Genomic DNA, 18,655 nt, shown 5'->3' on the forward strand with positions numbered 1-18,655 from the left:
GCACTAAAATTTATCTCAATGATAACTAATCCCAATAGTCCGTATGATTTTTTACCACTTTAATAATAAGCTTGTACCACATTCACAAATAGAAACGCTAAAAGCATTACTTAATTGCAAAAATTTTGCCGATTCCGACCGCTTGTTAGGTTTATCCAAAGGCAGAGGCATTACTTGGTTTCTAAACACCCAAACAGAATTAGGCTTAAATGTGGTGGTGCGTCATTATTATCGAGGCGGACTGTTCGGCAAATTAGTCAAAGATCAATATCTGTTTAACCGCTTGGAAAACACCCGAGCTTTTCAAGAATTTTCCTTATTGGAAAAATTGCACGAATGGAATTTACCCGTTCCCCGCCCGATTGCACTAAAAGTGGAAAAAACTTGCTGTTGGTATAAAGCGGATATTATGTTGGAGAAAATTGAAGGAACGCAAGATTTGAGTAAATATCTCCAAACTCACGAACTTTCCGATATGCAATATCAACAAATCGGTAAATTGATTCGCCGGTTACACGATCATCAAGTACATCATTCGGATTTGAATATCCATAATATTTTGCTTGATCCAGCAAGCGGTCAATTTTTCTTAATTGATTTCGATAAATGCGGTATCTCGCTAGCCAATGATTGGAAATCAGAGAATTTAGCCCGTTTGCTACGTTCGTTTAAAAAAGAACAAACACGTTTAAATATTCGATTTAACGAGCAAAATTGGCAAGCGTTATTAAGCGGCTATCATCAGTAAAAAAATAAACCACGAACGCAAATTCGTAGTTTATTTTTTAGATTACCAGCCTTTTACAATCCCGCCCGGGAAGTGTTTAAGTGCTTCTTGATACACTTCTTCGGTTTGGAAGGCCTTAACAAAGTCTTTAATTGCCGGATTGTCTTTGTTGTCTTCACGAGAAACAATTAAATTCACATACGGAGAATCTTTCGCTTCCACAATCACACCGTCTTTTTCCGGCGTTAAACCCGCTTGACCCGCATAGTTATTATTAATAATGGCAAGATCTACGTCGTCTAACGCACGAGTTAATAATGCCGTATCAATTTGGCTAATTTTGACGTTTTTAGGATTTTCAACAATATCCACTTCCGTTGCATAAAGATTTGTCGGATCTTTTAATTTGATCACGCCGTTTGCTTGTAACAAGAGTAAGGAACGACCCGCCGTACTTAACTCATTTGAAATTGCAATTTTTGCACCTTCTTTTAAATCGGCAATCGCTTTAACCGTTTTAGAATAGCCTGCGATTGGGAACACAAAAGTATTTGCTTGCGCAACAAATTTATAACCTTTCTCTTTCATTTCGCGTTCAAAGAACGGCACGGATTGGAACGCATTCACATCTAAATCGCCGTGGCTTAATGCATAGTTAGGTTGAGTATATTCACTAAATTCAACCAACTTCACATCTAAGTTATATTTTTCTTTAGCGATACGTGCCGCCACTTCGTTTACTTGTGCTTCAGGGCCTTGCATCACGCCAACGGTTAATGTTCTTGCTTCTGCTTTCGCCGTATCTGCCGCTTTCTCTTCTTTACAACCGGTTAATGCTAACGCAGAAACAACGGCAAAACCAAATAATTTCTTTAAATTCATAGGATAAACCTCTCAATATAGATAAAAAAGAAGCGGTAAAATTTTCTTCTACTTTTACAAAATTTTAGATAAATTTTACCGCTTGTTTAACGATTTTTGGCATCAGTTAATGATTACCAACCTTTCACGACACCATCTTTAAAGTGTTTTTGCGCTTCGCCGAACACTTCTTCGGTTTGGAATGATTTCACAAAGTTTTTCACCGCTTCGCTGTCTTTGTTGTCTTTACGCGCCACAATGATATTTACATACGGAGAATCTTTATCTTCTACAAAAATACCGTCATTCGCACTTAAACCGACTTGACCTGCATAAGTATTGTTTACTACCGCTAAATCCACATCATCTAATGCTTTTGCCGCTACCGAAGTATCCACTTCTTTGATATTTAATTTTTTCGGATTTTCAACAATATCTAGTGTGGTTGAGAACAAGTTGGTATTGTCTTTTAACTTAATTAAGCCTTGTTTCTCTAAAAGGATTAATGCACGCGCAAGGTTTGAAGGGTCGTTAGGTACTGCAACTACCGCGCCTTCCGCTAACTCAGCAACGTTTTTAATTTTTTTAGAATAACCGGCAAGCGGGAATACGAAAGTATTACCGACGATTTCAAGGTTAGTTAAGCCTTTTGATTGGCTGTCTTTGTCTAAATACGGTTTGTGTTGGAATGCGTTCGCATCTAAATCTCCTTTACTTACCGCCGTATTTGGTAACGCATAGTCATTGAATAATACGAACTCAACTTCTAAACCGTATTTTTGTTTCGCCACTTGCGCCGCTTTTTCCGCCACCGTGTGTTCCGGACCGGACATTACGCCTACTTTAATTTTTGAAGTGGCTTGCGCTGCCGGAGCATCCGCTTTCTTCTCTTCTTTACAACCGGTTAATGCCAAAGCCGACACTAACGCTACACCTAATACTTTCTTAAAATTCATAGGAAGACCCCTTTTTAATGTTGTGTTTAACGATGATCGTAACGTTTTGCAAGGTTATCGCCGATTTTTTGGCTGCCCATTACAATTGCGACAATAATAATTGTTGAGATCCATTTTACATAGACCATATTACGGTGTTCACCGTAACTGATGGCAAGGTTACCCAAACCACCGCCGCCAACCGCTCCCGCCATTGCAGAATAACCGATTAAGGCAACTAAAGTTAATGTGATACCGTTAATTAAAATCGGCAATGATTCCGGTAAATAGAATTTACTGACTACTTGCCAATTGGTTGCTCCCATTGATTTAGCCGCTTCGGTTAAACCTGCCGGGATTTCTAATAACGCATTTGAAGTTAAACGCGCAAAAAACGGAATTGCCGAAACGCTTAACGGCACAATCGCCGCCGTAGTACCGAGCGTTGTCCCGACCAATAAACGGGTAAAAGGTAACAATACCACTAACAAAATAATAAACGGAACAGAACGACCGATATTAATAATGACATCTAATACCTGATGTAAACGCGGATTCTCTAAAATCTCCCCTTTACCGGTTAAGAACGCTAAAAAGCCAATTGGCAAACCGACTACCACCGCCAATAAAGTCGAAGCAAAGCCCATATAGAGCGTTTCAAGCGTTGAAGTACCGACTAAGCCCCACATTTGAGGTGTGAGTTCCTGCATAAAACTATCCCACATAACCAAGCACCTCCACTTTTACCTTATTATCAATTAAATAGAATTTAGCTTCCGCAATCGAATCGTTATTACCGGTAACTTCCGCAATGACAAAACCGAATTTAACACCGCCCGCATAATCGATTTGCGACATTAAAATACTGAAATCAATACCGAATTTTTTCGAGGCAATAGAAAGTAACGGCGCATCCACCGAACGACCGGTAAATTCAAATTTAATAATCGGCTTACCATTTGGCGTCGGATGTTCGGAAAGCTGCTCGGTATATTCCGCCGGTAATTCGTAATGGAATGTCGATTGAATAAATTTCTGCGCTAATTCCGTTTTCGGATTAGAGAAAATTTCACTGACCGAACCGCTTTCAATTAGTTGCCCCTTATCAATCACCGCCACTCGATCACAAATACGTTTTACCACTTCCATTTCATGGGTAATCAATAAAATGGTTAAGCCTAAACGCTTATTAATGTCTTTTAATAATTGTAAAATCGATTGTGTAGTCGCCGGATCTAACGCACTTGTCGCTTCATCACATAATAAAACGTGCGGATCGCTTGCCAAAGCACGTGCGATTGCGACACGTTGCTTCTGACCACCGGATAAATTGCTCGGATAAACGTCTTTACGCTCGGTTAAGCCGACCAATTCAATCAATTCGTTTACTTTCTTCTCAATCTGATCTTTCGGCGTATTGCTTAAAGTTAATGGTAATGCAATATTTTCATATACCGTATGTGAAGCCAACAAATTAAAATGTTGGAAAATCATCGCAATATTACGGCGAGCTAAAATCAGCTCTTTTTCCGACATTGCGGTCAAATCCTGCCCGTCCACAATAACACTACCGATTGTCGGACGTTCAAGTAAATTCACACAGCGAATAAGCGTGCTTTTGCCCGCACCACTCGCCCCGATTACGCCGTAAATCGTCCCCTTCGGCACCTCAAGGTTTACATTGTCTAAGGCGGTAATCTTTTTACCTTTTACCTCAAACTGTTTGCTGATATTTTTCAGCTGAATCATAACTTTATATCCACATTATCTATTAATTAAACTAGTTGGTTATTTTAGACGTCTAGATTGCTATGTCAATTCACTAAACCGGTTTTTTTATATCAAAAAAGAATAAAAAAGCAACTAATCATTCTAAGAACGAAAAAAGCGGTTGAATTTGCAGAATTTTTTACAAATTCAACCGCTTGTTGTTTTATCACTTAGTGCTTACGCCTTACGCCACGTTGTGCCGTTTGGCGTGTCTTCCAATACGATATTCATTGCTTTTAGCTTATCACGCACTTCATCGGCAACAGCCCAGTTTTTCGCTACTTTTGCTTCGTTGCGCTGTTTGATTAACGCTTCAATTTCCGCAACTTCATCATTGTTCGTATCACCTTGTAAAAACGCTTCCGGATCTTGATAAAGTAATCCTAATACACCGGCTAATTCTTTTAAACGCACCGCTAACCCGTTCGCTTTCGCCATATCTTCGGTTTTGAGTTTATTCACTTCACGTGCGATTTCAAATAATACCGCTAATGCGCCCGGTGTGTTGAAATCATCGTCCATTGCCGCTTTAAACGCTTCGACGTATTGTTCGCCGCCGGCAATCTCAACCGATAAATCGCAACCACGTAATGAAGTGTATAAACGTTCTAACGCCGAGCGTGCTAAATCTAAATTATCTAGGCTGTAATTTAGTAAGCTACGATAGTGCGCGGTTAAGAAGAAATAACGTAACGTTTCCGACTCATATTTTTCTAACATGGTACGAATCGTGAAGAAATTACCGAGTGATTTTGACATTTTCTCATCGTCAATCGTCAACATACCGGTGTGTAACCAGTAATTCACATAATCGCCACCGTGTGCGCAGCAAGATTGCGCAATTTCGTTTTCGTGGTGTGGGAACATTAAATCCGAACCGCCGCCGTGAATATCAAAATGTTCGCCTAACTCTTTGCTGTTCATTGCCGAACATTCGATATGCCAACCCGGGCGACCGTTGCCCCACGGGCTTTGCCAGCTCGGCTCACCTTCTTTCGACATTTTCCATAACACGAAGTCCATCGGATTTTTCTTCACCGATTTAATTTCAACACGTGCGCCGGCTTGTAATTGTTCTAAATTTTGGCGAGATAACGCACCGTATTTTTTGAAACTTTCCACATCAAACATCACGTCGCCATCTGCTGCGACATAAGCGTGACCGTTTGCGATCAGTTTTTCCACCATCGCCACAATTTCCGGGATATGTTTGGTCGCACGAGGCTCAACGTCCGGGCGAAGAATATTCAGATCATCAAAATCTTTATGCATTTCAGCAATCATACGCTCGACTAATTGATCGCAAGTTTCGTTATTTTCTAACGCTCGTTTGATGATTTTATCGTCCACATCGGTAATGTTACGCACATAACGCAAGTTATAGCCTAAATAACGTAAATAACGTGCAATCACGTCAAATGAAACAAAGGTACGTCCGTGCCCAAAGTGACAGAGATCGTAAACCGTAACGCCGCAGACATACATACCAACTTGGTTCGGGTTAATCGGTTTAAATTCTTCTTTTTCACGTTTTAAAGTGTTATAAATTTTGAGCATAGTATCCTCTGTACTGATTTGTTATCGCAATGTTGAGAAGTATAGCGAATAAGCGGTCTAATTTTGAGATTTTTTTGCAATTTCCCGTAAACTTTTTAATAATAGCACACTAAACTTCCCTTTCTCTTTTATAAGGAATCCAAATGATTACATTACATACGAATTTCGGTGACATTAAAATCGAACTTAACTTTGAAAAAGCACCGGTAACCGCTAAAAACTTTGAAGATTACTGCAAAGAAGGCTTTTATAACGGTACGATTTTCCACCGTGTTATCGATGGTTTTATGATTCAAGGCGGCGGTATGACTTCAGGCTTAATTGAAAAAGCAACCAAAGCGCCGATTCAAAACGAAGCGAACAACCGTTTAAGCAACAAACGCGGCACACTTGCCATGGCGCGTACTTCTGATCCGCATTCAGCAAGCTCACAATTCTTTATCAACGTAGCGGACAATACTTTCTTAGATTACCGTTCAAAAGAAATGTTTGGTCGTGAAGTGGTGCAAGAATGGGGCTATGCGGTATTCGGTGAAGTGGTTGAAGGTATGGACGTGGTTGATAAAATCAAAGGCGTGAAAACCGGCAACAAAGGCTTCCACCAAGACGTACCGGTTGAAGATGTAGTAATTGAATCGGTAACCGTTGCATAATCGCAAAATAAGTTAGAAATTTGACCGCTTGCACTCAACACAAGCGGTCAAATTTTTTTATAATTCTGCAAAATGGAATCATCTTTCATAAAAGTAACAAAACTATGCAAATTTATCTCGTTGGCGGTGCAGTCCGTGATCAGTTATTAAACTTACCGGTAAAAGATCGGGATTATCTGGTGGTTGGTGCAACGCCCGAACAACTGCTAGCACAAGGCTATCAGCAAGTCGGCAATGACTTCCCCGTTTTTTTACATCCAAAAACCAAAGAAGAATATGCACTAGCTCGCCAAGAACGTAAAAACGGGGTCGGCTATAACGGCTTTCTCTGCGATTTTTCGCCGGATGTCACGCTCGAACAAGATTTAATCCGTCGGGATTTAACCATTAATGCGATTGCCCAAGATGCAAGCGGTCAAATTTTTGACCCATACGGCGGTAAACAAGATTTAGCAAATCGTCTGCTTCGTCATATTTCACCGGCATTTAGTGAAGATCCGCTGCGAGTTTTAAGAGTCGCTCGCTTTGCCGCCCGTTTCCATTCGCTTGGCTTTAAAATCGCGCCTGAAACGGTAAAATTAATGCAAGAAATGACCGCTTGTGGTGAATTGGCTCACTTAACTGCGGAGCGTGTTTGGTTGGAAACTCAAAAAGCCTTTACAACGGATAATCCGCAAATCTATTTTGAAGTATTACGAGAAATCGGTGCACTAGCCGTATTATTTCCGGAATTCGGTCGCTTATTCGGCGTGCCTCAGCCTCCACAACACCACCCTGAAATTGATTGTGGGATTCACACTTTACTTGTTATTGCGCAAGCTAAACGACTTGTAAAAAACGCGGAAAATCCGACCGCTTTACTATGGGCTTCGCTTTGCCACGATTTAGGCAAAGGTCTAACCGAAAAAGAGATTCTCCCGCATCATTACGGACATGAAGTGAAAGGCATCAAGCCGGCTCGTGAGCTATCCAATCGCTTAAAAGTACCGACAGATATCAAAGACTTCGCCATTCTAGTTACAGAATATCATACCCACTGCCATAAAATGGCGGAGCTACGTCCGGAAACCGTATTGAAAGTATTTAACGTACTTGATGTATGGCGTAAACCGCAACGTTTCTTTGATTTTTTACTCGCTTGTGAGGCGGATGCACGAGGTAGATTAGGTTTTGAAAGTAGAGAATATCCACAGGCTGAACTCGCCAAGCGTTATTTCGAAGCGGCGAATAAAGTGGACGTACAGCAAGTGATTGCGGATGGTTTTGAAAAACAAGCGATTAGAGATGAGTTGAACAAACGTCGAGCCGATTCGATCGCCGCTATAAAGAAAACGATGAGTTAAGCCGTATATTTCTTCCCTTTATACCAATAAACCATAAAAATTTAATGGAATTTTGTAAATCCATTATTTTTTTATGGCTTTTGCGTATATAATTTTCCTCTTTTTAGATTATTCTTATTATATAAAAGGGGAAACAATGAAAAAGAACGCCATTACGTTGGCTCTATTTACATTTTTAAGCTTGTCCGTTCAAGCCGAAGAAGCCGTTGAATTGGGGGAAGTAAAAGTTAATGCGCAAGGTGAATTAGCCGATTCGATTCTCAATAATTCAAATAATATCAGCGATCAAGTGGTCGATAGATCACAATTAAAACACCGTTCCGCAACCTTAGGTAACGCATTGGCGGGCGAACTCGGCGTTCACTCGAATCCGTTTGGCGGCGGTGCCAGCAAACCGATTATTCGAGGGCAAGACGGCGTACGTGTAAAAATCCTACAAAACGGCACGGACGTGATCGATATGTCTTCACTCTCGCCCGACCATGTAGTCGCCGCCGATACTTTACTTGCCAGCCAAGTGGAAATCGTCCGAGGTGCGAATACGCTTTTATATAGCACCGCTTCGCCGGCCGGTGTGGTCAATGTGGTGGACGGGCGTATTCCGAGTCGAATGCCTGCCGGATCAATTCTCTCAAATGTTGAAGGGGAAGTTTTATCCCGTTATAACACCGCCAGCAAAGAAATCGTCAATACCGCCGGTATTACATTGGGGCTAGGTAATCATTTCGCTCTACGTTTAGAAGGGTTGAAACGTAATGCGGATAACTATCGTGTACCGAAATTCCAAGCGGAAACCAAACAATTAAATTACTTACCGGGTAGTGATAATAAATCTAGAGTCGGCACTATCGGGCTTTCTTATATTCATGATAAAGGCTATTTAGGTGCCTCTTACAGCTATCGCAAAGACCGCTATAGTATTCCGGGACATATTCACTGTAACAGCGACAGAGAACATTTCACGCAATGGTACGGTTCGGGACGTTATTATCTGTCTATCTATCCGCATTTAATGGGCGATGAGGATATTTACGATAATCCGCACACCCATTGCAGACATAATCATAACGATCCGAGCGAAAGTAATCCGATCGGTACGCCGGTAAATCATTTACACGACAGCCCTTATATTTTAATGAATACCAAACGTTATGACGTGCGCGGAGAATTGTTACAGCCGTTTAAATGGTTGGATAAAGTAAAACTCAGTCTAACTTTCGCCGATTATTATCATGACGAACGAGATCCTGGTAATCCGCAGACTCAAAGCAATCCGAAAAGTAGTGAACGTAGCCCGACTGTAGATAAAAATAGTGAAAATGCCATTTTCAAAAATAAAGGATTTAATAGTCGCTTAGAACTTTATCACGCACCGACTAAGCATTTTAAAGGACTTGTTGGAGTACAGTATCAAACGCAAAAAGCCAGTGCGGGGGAAGTGTTACTGCCAAGTTATTTCGAATCGGCGGAAGCCTATAACAAAGCCTTACAAAATAACGTAAACAGTTATCGTCCTTATTTATTGGTACCGCATACGAATAAAAGTTTAAGTTTATTCGGCTTGGAGCAATTTAATCTAGGGAAATTTAGCTTAGATACCGCTGTTCGCTACGAAAAACAAAAAACGCCGGTTCACTACGAACAAAAATTGTTAAATCATGCACTGAACAGTTTGCAAAAAGATCCGTCAAGACCTAAGGTATATTCGCCGATTCATCCCGATTTAACTCCATATAAGCAAAATGCGCTTTCTTATGCGGCAACCACGTCTTGGGACTTTACGCCGGAAAACCGTTTATCATTCAGTTATTCGCATAACGAGCGTATTCCGTCACCGATGGAGTTGTATTATCAAGGAAGACATCTTGCCACCAGCTCTTTTGAACATGGTAATAAAAACTTAACCAAAGAAAAATCGGATAACTATGAATTAGCTTTCCGACACACAGGAGATAAAGTTTTCTATAAAACCAGCGGCTATTACAGTGATTTCGACAACTATATTTTCAATGAAAACGTAGAGAAAGAAGGCAATCTTTACTTACGTCGTTATAACCAAACCACTGCAAAATTTTATGGTTTAGAAGCGGAAGTCACTTATCAATTCCATCCGGATCACAGTATCACTTTATTCGGCGATATTGTACGCGGACGCATCGGCAAATTATCACCGGTTATCGGTAAGAATTTCTATGATAAAGATCCGATCTTAGATGAAGAAAATATTAATACCGACTGCTTGCAAAGAGGCGGAGATTTAAGCCAATGTGTGAAATTTCTTAATCAGCATGAACTTACCGTCCCACCGGTTGTTGATTTAGAACCTTCTTGTACTAAGGAAGAAATCGAAAATTCTCCTGAATTTTGTGTAATTACTTACCCGGGCAAACTTGGCACGGACAAACTTGAACGTCCTGCGACTAACGCACCACGAGTTCCACCGATTCGTTTAGGTTTCCGTTGGCAGGGATATTTCAATCAGAATTGGTCGGCAAACGTAGAATATATTCGTGTCTTTACTCAAAAACGCGTATCAACATCTACCATTGCGATTAAACCGAGATTACACACTCCGAAAGGTTGTTCTCGAAGTGACGGTGACTGCGAAATTAAAAACTACGTGAACAACAATCTACCGATGGTCGCTCGTAAAGTGACGGAAAATAAAACGCAAGGCTACAACTTGCTTAACTTAGGTATTGATTACAATCGCATTATCAAAAATGTCGATTACACCTTCTCGTTACGAGCAAATAACGTATTGAATGAGCAAATTTATATTCATAACTCATTCTTACCTTATGTGCCGCAAATCGGGCGTAACTTTACCTTTGCCGTCAATGTAAAATTCTAATCTATTAGAATAAGTAAAAAGGGCTGTGTAATTATCTTACACAGCCCTTTTAAGTTTTTTAACCAAGCAATTTATTCGTATTCTTCTAACCAAATGGTTAAAATCGCTTCTAAAATATGCTCGTTTGACGCTTCCGGATCATCATCAAAATCTTCCATTTCACAGATCCATTTATGCATATCGGTAAAACGAACCGTTGTCGGATCTAAATCCGGATTCATATCATAGAGATTTTCCGCAATCATACGGGTATCAGACCATTTCATTAGTGTGCCGCCTCATTTGCGTGATTTAAGTTATATTTCGGAATCTCCACCACTAAGTCTTCTTCGCCTACTACACATTGGCAACTTAAACGGCTATCCATTTCAAGACCCCATGCTTTATCTAACATATCTTCTTCTTGATCGGTCGTTTCATTTAATGAATCGAATCCTTCACGAATCACTACATGGCAGGTAGTACAAGCACAAGAACCGTCACAAGCATGGTGAATTTCAACCCCCGCATTGTGCGCTAACTCTAATAAATTGTCGCCGGTTTGCGCTTCAATCACCATACCTTCCGGGCAGAACTCTTCATGCGGAAGAAAAACAACTTTTGGCATAATATCCTCTCTTTTATTTACCTCGGAAAGATGCTGAAACCGATTCTACAAGCGGCCAGATTTTACTGACTTTCTGTAAAATCACGATCTTAAAATCTCTCCAATCCCTTTTTTTCAAAAGGGAACTCATTAAACAATCTCATCAACGGCTTTACCCGCCAATGCTTTTTGGATTGATAAATTCATTCGCTTCGCAGCAAATGTTTGTGTTGCGAGATCTAAATCTTTTACCCCTTGGGCAATCGCTTGTCGATCCGTACCTTGTTTTAATTGAATCAGTTTTGCGATTTCCGCTTCAATTAATTTAAACTCTTCAACGCTTAATACTTCCGCTCCGTCTTGTTGTAATGCCGAAACGACCGTATCAATCGTTCTATCCGCTTCAACACGTTGTTCGGCAAGTTGGCGAGCTTCCATATCTTCTTTGGCGTTTGCCATTGAAGATTTAATCATTTGCGTTACTTCTTCATCGGTTAAACCGTAAGACGGTTTAATTTGAATCGAAGCCTGCACTTTGGTCGATTTTTCCATTGCCGTAACACTGAGTAAACCGTCCGCATCCACTTGATAAGTAACACGAATTGTCGCCGCACCGGCAACCATCGGCGGAATGCCTCGTAACGTAAAGCGACCAAGTGAACGACAATCTTCGACTAACTCACGTTCGCCTTGTAACACGTGTACGCTCATTGCGGTTTGTCCGTCTTTAGCGGTAGTAAATTCTTGCGCTCGTGCAACCGGAATCGTGGTATTACGCGGAATAATTTTCTCCACTAAACCACCCATTGTTTCAATGCCGAGTGAAAGCGGTACGACATCCAGCAACAACATTTCGCTATCCGGTTTATTACCGACCAAAATATCCGCCTGAATTGCCGCCCCCAATGCCACCACTTTATCCGGATCAATCGAAGTTAAAGGCTGTTTTCCGAAAAATTCGCCGACTTGTTCATGCACAAACGGAACTCGAGTCGAACCGCCCACCATCACTACTTCACGGATTTCTTCGCCTTCCACGCCGGCATCTTTTAACGCACGGCGACAGGTCATCAATGAACGTTTAACTAACGGTTGAATTAACTCGTTAAATTGTTCGCGGCTTACCGTGCCTTGCCAATTTGCAAATTCCACTTCGGTTTCGACCGCTTGTGAAAGCGCCACTTTAGTTTGGGTGGCTAGCGTTAATAATTCACGTTGTTCATTGGCATTTTGCGGTTTGTAATTTGCTTGTTCCGCAATCCAATCGGCGAGTAAATGGTCAAAATCATCGCCGCCAAGTGCGGTATCGCCGCCGGTCGCCAACACTTCAAACACACCGCGACTTAAACGCAAAATCGAAATATCGAAAGTACCGCCGCCCAAATCATATACCGCAATAATGCCTTCTTGCCCGCTATCCAAACCGTAAGCAATCGCCGCCGCCGTCGGTTCGTTTAATAAACGTAATACATTTAAACCGGCGAGACGCGCCGCATCTTTGGTGCTTTGACGTTGTGCGTCATCAAAATACGCCGGTACAGTGATAACTACACCGGATAATTCTCCGCCTAAACGTTGTTCGGCAAAGCGATTTAAATGGCTTAAAATATCTGCCGACACTTCAACCGGACTTTTATTACCTTGTTTAGTTTGAATTAACGGTAAACCGTTATCGCTGGCAATAAATTGATAAGGTAACTCCGGATAACGTGTTTGTACGTCTGCTAGTGAGCGACCGATTAAACGTTTCGCCGAAATTACCGTATTCTGAGGGTCAATACTTGCTTGCGCAAATGCTTCAACCCCAACGATTTTTTGTTGTTCACCGTAGTGGACGACGGATGGAACTAACGCTCGTTCCTGATCATCTAACAACACCTGCGTTTGCCCGCTACGTACACTTGCCACCAATGAATTGGTTGTGCCGAGGTCAATACCCACCGCTAAACGATGCTGATGCGGTGCAGCCGTCTGCCCCGGCTCAGCAATTTGAAGTAATGCCATTATGTTTTATCTCTCTTTTTTATTGCTCTTTCACCTTTGTGAACGAGGTGATAAATTACGGTCAAAATGATGTATTCCTTAACTCTCTCCCCTTGTGGGAGAGAGACCGATATTTGCTTCGTCCAGAAGCAAATATCAGAGAGAGGGGCAATCCATATCAATCGCATAAAAAATCGTATCTAATACACGATCTAGATCATTATGAATCTCACTATTCCAAAAACGTAATACTTTAAACCCTTGTTGATTTAAATATCTAGTCCGTTGTTCATCATAAGATTGCCGATCTATATGTTGAATACCATCTAATTCAATAATTAATTTTTTTGAAAAACAAATGAAATCAACAATATAAAATCCTATTACTTGCTGACGTCGAAATTTTGTTCCAATAAAACGCTTTGCTCGTAATTCTTGCCAAAGCATCTGCTCTTCCTCTGTCATTGAAGAGCGAAGTTTCTTTGCCCGTTGCAGTAATTTTTCTTTCATATTCCACCTCGCTAAATAATTTAGCGAAAGTAGAAAATAATTTTTCAAATATTTTTGCGATCTCAATCGAGAAAAGGGACTTTTCCCCTCTCTCTGCTAAAAATAGCCTTACGCTATTTTTAGCTGTCTCTCTCCCACAAGGGGAGAGAGTTGTAAAGCTATGCTACCGAATAGCCCATATTTTCCGGTACGAATACGCCTTGGTAGTGGCGTTCGATCGGGACGGCGATTTTACTTTCTAATTCTAATACTTGATGACCTTGTAAATTCGCAATATCCGTTTGCCAGTTTTCCCAGCGTAAGTCTTTATAAAAATCGGCTAAATCGCCGGCTAACGCCCAGCCGAGAAATTCCGAATAACCTAAATTTAACGGTTCCCATTTTTTGGTTTTCGGGTTGTGATAATAAACTTGCCCGACTTTATCGCCTAAGCCGCCGGCATTAATCGCAAAATAACCGCCGATTGCATCGTCCGCCACTAATAAATGGCTCGGTTGTTCGCCCGATTGTTTAAAGGTTTTACCGAAATTCCAGTCGAATAATCCTCTCGGTAATTTTTCGTTACCGGAGCCTAAAATACGTAACCAGCCGTGATCAATAAAAATACCGCCGGTCTCATACACGATTGCGCCCATCGGCGAACGCGTCGAAAGCTGCATTCCGACTAACGCCGCACCGGCGTCTTCCGGATAGCTCGCTAAAATTTCATAATGATTTTTTGCTTGCGTAAACCAATCTCTTAAAATAAGCCACGCCGATTGCTTATCTAATAATTCTTCTAATGCTTTCATTGCAAAATTTCCTTTAAATTCGACCGCTTATTTTCGGGCTAAGAAATAAATCCCCAAACCGCAAGCAACCGTTAATAAGCCGATTAATTGATTTAATTGGAAAGGACGAACCGCCATTCCAAACAAACCAAAATGATCGATAATCGCGCCTGTGACCAACTGTCCGACAATAATAAAAAACAGCATATTGGTAATGCCGATTTTAGGTGCTAAAAATACCGTAGTAAAGACGAAACCGGCGCCTAAAATCCCGCCGAGTAATTTCCAAAACGGCTGTGACGGAAGCTGTTGTAACGCACCGCTTAAATCGGTTTTCCAAAAACAGAATAACAATAATGCAATCGTACCGGTTGCAAACGAAATGGTCGCCGCCACCAACGGTTGCCCGAGCATTGCTTGCGCTAAGCGGCTATTGATTGCCGCTTGACTTGCCAAAGCGGAACCGGCGACTAATGCCAACAAAATATAGGGTAAAGACATTTGCAAAATTCTCTTAAAATCCGACCGCTTGTATCCGGCTGATACCACTACATCTCGAAGAATTTTTCTTCGACTTTTTCGATTTGAATAATCAGCTTTTTAAAATAGCGTAGGCGATCTGTCAGCCCATTAGCTTGTTGCCATTGTTGCGCTTCCAGCGTTTGTTGCAGTTGCTCTAAAACGGCTTTCTGTTCGGCTTTAATTTGCTTTAAGAATGAGGTTAATTCGTCTTCATCACGACGATGTTCGATTGTTTCCAGTTTCTCATGCCACTCCATCTGTTGCATTAAGAACTCGATATCTCGCATACTTTTTTCTTCGAGATTTTTTGCTTCGCCGGTATGAATTTCAATTATTGCTTCCGCACGTAGAATCGGATCTTTAAGCGTTTGTAACGCTGAATTTATATCTGCCGATTTTTGTACCGCCGCTAACTGTTCCGTTGAAGAACCGTTCGCAAAATTATCCGGATGCAGTTGTCTTTGCAATGCCAAATAACGTTCGGAAAGTAGCGCGTTATCCAATTCAAATTGAACCGGTAAATCAAATAGAACAAAAGGATTATTCATTGTTTATCTCTATACGTTAAAACTTTCACCACAGCCGCAAGAATCTTTCACATTCGGATTGTTATATTTAAAACCTTCGTTTAAACCTTCTTTGACGAAATCCAATTCGGTACCGTCTAAATAAGTTAGGCTTTTTTCATCTACAATCACTTTTACGCCGTGTTGTTCAAAGACATGATCATCCTCATTTAACACATCAACAAACTCAAGCACATAAGCCAGTCCCGAACAGCCCGACGTTTTCACCCCTAAACGTAAACCAATGCCTTTACCACGGTTTTCTAAGAATGTACGAACTCGATTTGCTGCTGTTTCGGTTAATGTAATTGCCATAAGTTATCCTTTTTAATCTGTTAAATGAAAGCGATCTTTACCACAGAAAACACGGAAATACACGAAAAAGTTGATTTTGCAAAATTTTGCGAAAAAACAACCGCTTGTTTTCGTGCTTTCCGTGTTATTCGAAGTTAATTATTATTTAGCTTGTTTTTCTTTATAATCGGCAATCGCTGCTTTGATTGCGTCTTCCGCAAGAATTGAACAGTGAACTTTTACCGGTGGTAATTCCAATTCTTCCGCGATGTCGCTGTTTTTAATTGCGCCCGCTTCTTCTAACGATTTACCTTTCACCCATTCGGTAATTAAAGAACTTGATGCGATTGCAGAACCGCAACCGTACGCTTTAAAACGTGCGTCTTCGATAATACCTTGATCGTTCACTTTAATTTGTAAACGTAAAATATCGCCACAAGCCGGCGCACCTACCATACCGGTACCGATATCCGCCGCTTCTTTGTCAAATGTTCCTACGTTACGTGGGTTTTCGTAGTGGTCGATTACTTTTTCGCTGTATGCCATTTTGCATTCCTTCTGTTAAATTCTGTTATCAGTAAAATATTGCTTGCAGTTGCTAGGCGAACCGCCACAGACAGTACAATCAGTACGGCAAGGCGGTTCAACAACGCAAATGCCTTGCAATATTGCTACTGATTAGTGGTGATTCCACTCGATTTTTGATAGATCCACACCTTCTTTAAACATTTCCCAAAGCGGAGAAAGTTCACGAAGTTTTACGATTGCTTTTTTCACAAGCTCGATGGTGTAGTCGATTTCTTCTTCTGTTGTCCAACGACCTAAAGTGAAACGAATTGAGCTGTGCGCTAATTCATCGTCACGGCCGATGGCACGTAATACGTATGAAGGCTCTAAACTTGCCGAAGTACATGCAGAACCTGATGAAACCGCAATATCGCGTAATGCCATCATTAATGACTCACCTTCAACAAAGTTGAAGCTGATATTTAAGTTTGAATCTACACGTTTGCCTTCTTCCATTGAACCGTTTACATACACTTCTTCGATATCTTTGAAGCCATTGTATAAACGGTCACGTAAAGCACGTAAGCGAGGCATTTCTGTTGCCATTTCTTCTTTAGCGATACGATACGCTTCGCCCATACCTACGATTTGGTGTACAGGTAATGTACCTGAACGCATACCACGTTCATGACCGCCGCCGTGAATAATCGCTTCGATACGAACACGCGGTTTACGGCATACATATAAGCCGCCGATACCTTTCGGTCCGTATAATTTGTGGCTTGAGAAAGACATTAAGTCTACTTTTAACTCTTGTACGTTTACCGGTACTTTACCGACCGATTGCGTTGCGTCCACGTGGAAAATAATTTTACGTGAACGGCAAATTTCACCGATTGCTTTAATGTCTTGGATAACGCCCATTTCATTATTTACGTGCATTACGGAAACTAAAATGGTATCCGGACGAATCGCCGCTTCTAATTTAGCTAAATCTAATAAACCGTCTTGTTCCGGATCTAAGTAAGTTACTTCGAAACCTTCACGCTCTAATTGACGGCAAGTATCTAATACCGCTTTATGCTCGGTTTTAACGGTAATGATATGTTTACCTTTAGTTTGATAGAAATGCGCAGCACCTTTAATCGCAAGGTTGTCCGACTCTGTCGCACCGGAAGTAAATACGATTTCACGGCTGTCCGCACCGATTAAATCCGCAATATGGTTACGTGCAACGTCTACCGCTTCTTCCGCTTCCCAACCGAATTTATGTGAACGTGAAGCCGGGTTACCAAAGATGCCGTCTTTGGTCATGTATTGCATCATTTTTTGCGCAACACGCTCGTCCATCGGCGTAGTTGCTGCATAATCTAAATAGATAGGTAATTTAACTGACATTGTTACTCCTAACTCGCTTTAAATAAGCGGTCGTTTTTATTGAAATTGTTGCAATTAATGTTTGTGTGAATGATCGTGGCAATGCTCTTTTTCACAATCGTGATCCGAATGTTCTTCAACCAGCTCCGCCAAGGTAATCGTATTTAAAAATACACCGATTTGTTCTTCTAAACGTTCCCATAAATGATGAGTTAAGCACTGTGAGTTTTTACTACAGTTACCGCTCCCTTTACATTTGGTTACGTCAAGATTTTCATTCACCGCCGCAATAATCATCCCCACACTAATCTCTTCAGGTTGCTTACCGAGTTGATAACCGCCGCCCGGACCTCTCACGCTATGCACGATTCCTTCGCGACGTAATTGAGCAAATAATTGTTCCAAATACGACAATGAAATCGCTTGACGTTCCGAAATATCGGCAAGGCTTACCGGCAAAGACTTTCCGTGTAACGCAATATCTAGAATCGCAGTTACCGCATAACGCCCTCTTGACGTTAATTTCATAATTTTTGTCCCTCTTTTAATAAGGAAATAGTAATCGATTTACGGTGTGAATTTTGATATACCTGACTGTTACAGTCAAGAATTTTACACTTATCACACTGAAAGGTTTTATAAATGATAAAGATTATTAATAATCCTTAGTGATAACATAAAAGAATAATTTGCATCTTTTTAAATCAATAACCTTACAATTATAAATGATTTTTAAAAGGCATAAAATAACAATCCCGACCAATCTATAAGAAATTAATATAACCTACGATCTATTGCCGTTTTAATCGACTTTTCAATTTAAAATTCATATAAATATAA

General features: G+C 40.9%; 20 protein-coding genes. 4 read left to right on the forward strand and 16 right to left on the reverse strand.

What is annotated here, in order from left to right; translation table 11 throughout:
• Positions 1 to 43 precede the first annotated feature (43 nt).
• On the forward strand, positions 44 to 748 hold the full coding sequence (locus tag NYR63_RS04905) for a 3-deoxy-D-manno-octulosonic acid kinase (RefSeq protein ID WP_279458447.1): 705 nt from the start codon (positions 44 to 46) through the stop codon (positions 746 to 748).
• 42 nt (positions 749 to 790) lie between these two features.
• Here the strand turns inward: NYR63_RS04905 and NYR63_RS04910 are convergent, their stop codons facing one another.
• From NYR63_RS04910 to cysS, 5 genes are all read right to left on the reverse strand, one after another.
• On the reverse strand, positions 791 to 1,609 hold the full coding sequence (locus NYR63_RS04910; protein ID WP_279458448.1) for a MetQ/NlpA family ABC transporter substrate-binding protein: 819 nt from the start codon (positions 1,607 to 1,609) through the stop codon (positions 791 to 793).
• A gap of 113 nt (positions 1,610 to 1,722) precedes the next feature.
• A complete protein-coding gene (locus NYR63_RS04915; protein WP_279458449.1) occupies positions 1,723 to 2,544 on the reverse strand; it encodes a MetQ/NlpA family lipoprotein in 822 nt (273 codons plus the stop codon).
• A gap of 26 nt (positions 2,545 to 2,570) precedes the next feature.
• Positions 2,571 to 3,248 (reverse strand): methionine ABC transporter permease, encoded by a 678-nt coding sequence (locus NYR63_RS04920; protein WP_279458450.1) that lies wholly within the window; start codon positions 3,246 to 3,248, stop codon positions 2,571 to 2,573.
• A complete protein-coding gene (gene metN / locus NYR63_RS04925) occupies positions 3,238 to 4,272 on the reverse strand; it encodes a methionine ABC transporter ATP-binding protein MetN (protein WP_279458451.1) in 1,035 nt (344 codons plus the stop codon). The genes NYR63_RS04920 and metN overlap by 11 nt, the downstream gene beginning before the upstream one ends.
• A gap of 198 nt (positions 4,273 to 4,470) precedes the next feature.
• Complete coding sequence (gene cysS / locus NYR63_RS04930) at positions 4,471 to 5,850, reverse strand: cysteine--tRNA ligase (protein WP_279458452.1); 1,380 nt, start codon at positions 5,848 to 5,850, stop codon at positions 4,471 to 4,473.
• 143 nt (positions 5,851 to 5,993) lie between these two features.
• Here cysS and NYR63_RS04935 point away from each other — a divergent pair, with 143 nt between their 5' ends.
• From NYR63_RS04935 to NYR63_RS04945, 3 genes are all read left to right on the forward strand, one after another.
• Positions 5,994 to 6,503 (forward strand): peptidylprolyl isomerase, encoded by a 510-nt coding sequence (locus NYR63_RS04935; RefSeq protein WP_005612256.1) that lies wholly within the window; start codon positions 5,994 to 5,996, stop codon positions 6,501 to 6,503.
• A 104-nt stretch (positions 6,504 to 6,607) separates the two neighbouring features.
• A complete protein-coding gene (locus NYR63_RS04940; protein ID WP_279458453.1) occupies positions 6,608 to 7,846 on the forward strand; it encodes a multifunctional CCA addition/repair protein in 1,239 nt (412 codons plus the stop codon).
• A gap of 136 nt (positions 7,847 to 7,982) precedes the next feature.
• Positions 7,983 to 10,700 (forward strand): TonB-dependent receptor, encoded by a 2,718-nt coding sequence (locus NYR63_RS04945; RefSeq protein WP_279458454.1) that lies wholly within the window; start codon positions 7,983 to 7,985, stop codon positions 10,698 to 10,700.
• Between the two features lie 71 nt (positions 10,701 to 10,771).
• Here the strand turns inward: NYR63_RS04945 and iscX are convergent, their stop codons facing one another.
• From iscX to NYR63_RS05000, 11 genes are all read right to left on the reverse strand, one after another.
• Positions 10,772 to 10,966: a Fe-S cluster assembly protein IscX gene (gene iscX / locus NYR63_RS04950; protein ID WP_018651770.1), complete on the reverse strand. Its 195-nt coding sequence runs from the start codon at positions 10,964 to 10,966 to the stop codon at positions 10,772 to 10,774.
• Positions 10,966 to 11,307: an ISC system 2Fe-2S type ferredoxin gene (fdx, locus tag NYR63_RS04955; protein WP_005623313.1), complete on the reverse strand. Its 342-nt coding sequence runs from the start codon at positions 11,305 to 11,307 to the stop codon at positions 10,966 to 10,968. The genes iscX and fdx overlap by 1 nt, the downstream gene beginning before the upstream one ends.
• A gap of 129 nt (positions 11,308 to 11,436) precedes the next feature.
• The gene (gene hscA / locus NYR63_RS04960) at positions 11,437 to 13,290 is read right to left on the reverse strand and encodes a Fe-S protein assembly chaperone HscA (protein WP_279458455.1); all 1,854 of its coding nucleotides are present in this window, start codon (positions 13,288 to 13,290) and stop codon (positions 11,437 to 11,439) included.
• Between the two features lie 135 nt (positions 13,291 to 13,425).
• Positions 13,426 to 13,779: an endonuclease domain-containing protein gene (locus tag NYR63_RS04965; RefSeq protein WP_115589745.1), complete on the reverse strand. Its 354-nt coding sequence runs from the start codon at positions 13,777 to 13,779 to the stop codon at positions 13,426 to 13,428.
• Positions 13,780 to 13,937: 158 nt separating this feature from the next.
• Positions 13,938 to 14,570 carry a DUF2625 family protein gene (locus NYR63_RS04970; protein ID WP_279458456.1) on the reverse strand — a complete coding sequence of 211 codons (633 nt, stop codon included), beginning with the start codon at positions 14,568 to 14,570 and terminating at the stop codon, positions 13,938 to 13,940.
• 27 nt (positions 14,571 to 14,597) lie between these two features.
• Positions 14,598 to 15,050: a DMT family transporter gene (locus NYR63_RS04975; RefSeq protein ID WP_039196395.1), complete on the reverse strand. Its 453-nt coding sequence runs from the start codon at positions 15,048 to 15,050 to the stop codon at positions 14,598 to 14,600.
• 47 nt (positions 15,051 to 15,097) lie between these two features.
• Positions 15,098 to 15,619 carry a Fe-S protein assembly co-chaperone HscB gene (gene hscB / locus NYR63_RS04980; RefSeq protein WP_279458457.1) on the reverse strand — a complete coding sequence of 174 codons (522 nt, stop codon included), beginning with the start codon at positions 15,617 to 15,619 and terminating at the stop codon, positions 15,098 to 15,100.
• Between the two features lie 9 nt (positions 15,620 to 15,628).
• Positions 15,629 to 15,952, reverse strand: a complete 324-nt coding sequence (gene iscA / locus NYR63_RS04985) for an iron-sulfur cluster assembly protein IscA (RefSeq protein WP_005597607.1) — start codon at positions 15,950 to 15,952, stop codon at positions 15,629 to 15,631.
• 141 nt (positions 15,953 to 16,093) lie between these two features.
• Entirely contained in the window at positions 16,094 to 16,477 is a 384-nt protein-coding gene (gene iscU / locus NYR63_RS04990; RefSeq protein WP_005597611.1) for a Fe-S cluster assembly scaffold IscU, read from the reverse strand.
• A 132-nt stretch (positions 16,478 to 16,609) separates the two neighbouring features.
• Positions 16,610 to 17,836, reverse strand: coding sequence for an IscS subfamily cysteine desulfurase (locus NYR63_RS04995; protein ID WP_005601261.1), 1,227 nt, complete (start codon positions 17,834 to 17,836; stop codon positions 16,610 to 16,612).
• Between the two features lie 54 nt (positions 17,837 to 17,890).
• Positions 17,891 to 18,343, reverse strand: coding sequence for an Rrf2 family transcriptional regulator (locus tag NYR63_RS05000; RefSeq protein WP_005597614.1), 453 nt, complete (start codon positions 18,341 to 18,343; stop codon positions 17,891 to 17,893).
• Between the last annotated feature and the right edge of the window lie 312 nt (positions 18,344 to 18,655).

The organism is Actinobacillus genomosp. 1 (assembly GCF_029774175.1).
Lineage (GTDB): Bacteria > Pseudomonadota > Gammaproteobacteria > Enterobacterales > Pasteurellaceae > Actinobacillus.

Excerpts from the sequence above, each read along its gene's own strand:
- NYR63_RS04940 (WP_279458453.1), top strand. The coding sequence starts at position 6,608 with ATGCAAATTTATCTCGTTGGCGGTGCAGTCCGTGATCAGTTATTAAAC.
- NYR63_RS04970 (WP_279458456.1), bottom strand. The coding sequence starts at position 14,570 with ATGAAAGCATTAGAAGAATTATTAGATAAGCAATCGGCGTGGCTTATT.
- NYR63_RS04915 (WP_279458449.1), bottom strand. The coding sequence starts at position 2,544 with ATGAATTTTAAGAAAGTATTAGGTGTAGCGTTAGTGTCGGCTTTGGCA.
- iscU (WP_005597611.1), bottom strand. The coding sequence starts at position 16,477 with ATGGCATACAGCGAAAAAGTAATCGACCACTACGAAAACCCACGTAAC.
- NYR63_RS04965 (WP_115589745.1), bottom strand. The coding sequence starts at position 13,779 with ATGAAAGAAAAATTACTGCAACGGGCAAAGAAACTTCGCTCTTCAATG.
- NYR63_RS04945 (WP_279458454.1), top strand. The coding sequence starts at position 7,983 with ATGAAAAAGAACGCCATTACGTTGGCTCTATTTACATTTTTAAGCTTG.
- NYR63_RS04935 (WP_005612256.1), top strand. The coding sequence starts at position 5,994 with ATGATTACATTACATACGAATTTCGGTGACATTAAAATCGAACTTAAC.
- cysS (WP_279458452.1), bottom strand. The coding sequence starts at position 5,850 with ATGCTCAAAATTTATAACACTTTAAAACGTGAAAAAGAAGAATTTAAA.
- NYR63_RS04995 (WP_005601261.1), bottom strand. The coding sequence starts at position 17,836 with ATGTCAGTTAAATTACCTATCTATTTAGATTATGCAGCAACTACGCCG.
- NYR63_RS04975 (WP_039196395.1), bottom strand. The coding sequence starts at position 15,050 with ATGTCTTTACCCTATATTTTGTTGGCATTAGTCGCCGGTTCCGCTTTG.
- NYR63_RS05000 (WP_005597614.1), bottom strand. The coding sequence starts at position 18,343 with ATGAAATTAACGTCAAGAGGGCGTTATGCGGTAACTGCGATTCTAGAT.
- NYR63_RS04910 (WP_279458448.1), bottom strand. The coding sequence starts at position 1,609 with ATGAATTTAAAGAAATTATTTGGTTTTGCCGTTGTTTCTGCGTTAGCA.
- hscA (WP_279458455.1), bottom strand. The coding sequence starts at position 13,290 with ATGGCATTACTTCAAATTGCTGAGCCGGGGCAGACGGCTGCACCGCAT.
- iscX (WP_018651770.1), bottom strand. The coding sequence starts at position 10,966 with ATGAAATGGTCTGATACCCGTATGATTGCGGAAAATCTCTATGATATG.
- hscB (WP_279458457.1), bottom strand. The coding sequence starts at position 15,619 with ATGAATAATCCTTTTGTTCTATTTGATTTACCGGTTCAATTTGAATTG.
- NYR63_RS04920 (WP_279458450.1), bottom strand. The coding sequence starts at position 3,248 with ATGTGGGATAGTTTTATGCAGGAACTCACACCTCAAATGTGGGGCTTA.
- iscA (WP_005597607.1), bottom strand. The coding sequence starts at position 15,952 with ATGGCAATTACATTAACCGAAACAGCAGCAAATCGAGTTCGTACATTC.
- NYR63_RS04905 (WP_279458447.1), top strand. The coding sequence starts at position 44 with ATGATTTTTTACCACTTTAATAATAAGCTTGTACCACATTCACAAATA.
- fdx (WP_005623313.1), bottom strand. The coding sequence starts at position 11,307 with ATGCCAAAAGTTGTTTTTCTTCCGCATGAAGAGTTCTGCCCGGAAGGT.
- metN (WP_279458451.1), bottom strand. The coding sequence starts at position 4,272 with ATGATTCAGCTGAAAAATATCAGCAAACAGTTTGAGGTAAAAGGTAAA.